The organism is Faecalibacterium prausnitzii, from assembly GCF_003324185.1.
Classification (GTDB): domain Bacteria; phylum Bacillota; class Clostridia; order Oscillospirales; family Ruminococcaceae; genus Faecalibacterium; species Faecalibacterium prausnitzii.
In genome coordinates this window covers 1-1,729 of sequence record NZ_PXUP01000055.1, presented here as the reverse complement: position 1 = coordinate 1,729, position 1,729 = coordinate 1, and the positions used below count along the sequence as shown (strand labels likewise).

The following is a 1,729-nucleotide window of genomic DNA, read 5'->3' as shown; positions in this document are numbered from 1 at the left end:
GCACTGGGTGCCGGTCTGGGCGTGTGGGGTGCCGTGAACCTCATGGAGGGCTACGGCGGTGATAACCCCTCGGCCAATGCTCATATACGGTAAAGAAGCAACAACACAAATTGAGAACAGCGTACCCTACTATTCTGTATCAAGTGGAGCAGTAACACGAAAATGTTGCTGCTCCATTTTCATGCCCCTTAAATAATTTCCTTGAATCTGCTTGACTTATATTACGGTTAGTGATATATTTATTACAGTAACCGTAATAAGGAGGCTGGACTATGAGAGACAATGCAAAAAGTGGTGCACTTACAGAAGTGACCTTTTATATTTTACTCTCTCTTTATACACCAAAACACGGATACGCCGTTATGCAGTTTGTTGAAGAAAAAACGGGCGGGCGGCTTTCGTTAGGCGCAGGCACTTTATATGGAGCATTAAACTCTTTGCAGGACAAGAAGTGGATTGAACCTTATGGAGATAGTGAGGGAAGAAAAAAAGAATACCACATTACAGCACAGGGAAAAGAAATTGCAGAAAAAGAGCTTGCAAGACTAAATGAACTTGTAAGCATTGCAAGTGAAATTATTGGAGGTGCAGTATGAGTAAAAAATGTTATCGCTTTTTTGGCGGATTGCTAAATACGCAGGAAAAATGGCTAAACAAAATGTCTGAAAAGGGTTATCGACTTGTTCGGACAGGAAAACTGTTATACGAATTTGAAAAATGCAAGCCCGATGAAGTGACCTATTGTGTAGAGTTTATCGGAGAAAAATCAAAAGAGAGTTCAATAGATTATGCTAATTTTTTGGAGGATATGGGATATAAGGTGTTTTTTAAAAATATCAATCTAAACTATTCTGTTGGAAAAGTTCGTTGGCGCCCATGGGCAGAAAGGGGTGGTCGTATTGCGACAAACACAACAACTTTTAATCGAGAAATCTTGATTGTGGAAAAAGTAAATGATGGAAAGCCTTTTGAACTCCATACATCTTATGACGATAAAGAAAAATATTATCGCAACTTACGCAATCCGTGGCTATTTCTACTGCTCATGTTTGCACTATTCGCAGTTACAAAGCAATCTATAATCTTTGGTATTTTTGCGTTGGTTTCTGTAATTCCTGGCAGTATATATCAAATACAGATAATGAAAATCCGGAAGGAAGCTAAGACACAGGAATGGTGAGGAAATAAATAGCAAATCCAGCCGAGCCAGTCAACGGTCAAGATGAACGGCGCAAATGTGCCGCCGTTGACAGCCCCGCCCGTCTTTGCTGTTCGGTAATCAAGAGGGCGACAGCATAAAATGCTGCCGCCCTCTGCCATTATTCAAAAAGGGGGATTTTCCATGACCGAACACGAAAAGTATCAAGAACATATCCGGCATACACACGATGCCTTTTGCAAGACCGTTATTCGCCACGCTGCCATAGACGCAGCCCGGAGCATACGCAGCCGCCGCAAGCGGGAAATCTCGCTTGAATATCTGATAGAAGAAAAACACTATCCATTCAGCACCATAGATAAATACTTTGCGGAGCAAGCTGCCATGAACAGCTATCCGCTTTTCGTCTGTGGTCAGATGGTGCTTTTGGAAAGTCCAGAGCTTGCCGCAGCGCTGTCCGCACTATCACAGATGGAACAGGAAATCATTTTCCTGTACTACTTCCAACGATTGACGCATAGGGAGATTGGACGGAGATATGGACGGGCTGGCAACACAACCGGGCGGCGT

At 43.0% G+C, this 1,729-nt stretch carries 4 protein-coding genes; all 4 read left to right on the top strand.

Features of this window, described 5'->3' with window-relative positions:
- A partial coding sequence (locus C7J97_RS14610; RefSeq protein ID WP_242983543.1) for a Maff2 family mobile element protein occupies positions 1–93 on the top strand: 93 nt, incomplete at its 5' end.
- A gap of 179 nt (positions 94–272) precedes the next feature.
- The gene (locus C7J97_RS14605) at positions 273–596 is read left to right on the top strand and encodes a PadR family transcriptional regulator (RefSeq protein WP_005927798.1); all 324 of its coding nucleotides are present in this window, start codon (positions 273–275) and stop codon (positions 594–596) included.
- The gene (locus tag C7J97_RS14600) at positions 593–1,180 is read left to right on the top strand and encodes a DUF2812 domain-containing protein (RefSeq protein ID WP_113993399.1); all 588 of its coding nucleotides are present in this window, start codon (positions 593–595) and stop codon (positions 1,178–1,180) included. The genes C7J97_RS14605 and C7J97_RS14600 overlap by 4 nt, the downstream gene beginning before the upstream one ends.
- 120 nt (positions 1,181–1,300) lie before the next feature.
- Positions 1,301–1,729: RNA polymerase sigma factor (locus C7J97_RS14590; protein WP_147232803.1), on the top strand; the 429-nt coding region annotated here is incomplete at its 3' end.

What these genes read in the sequence shown, in the direction of transcription:
- C7J97_RS14605 (WP_005927798.1), top strand. Translation starts at nt 273, where the DNA reads ATGAGAGACAATGCAAAAAGTGGTGCACTTACAGAAGTGACCTTTTAT.
- C7J97_RS14600 (WP_113993399.1), top strand. Translation starts at nt 593, where the DNA reads ATGAGTAAAAAATGTTATCGCTTTTTTGGCGGATTGCTAAATACGCAG.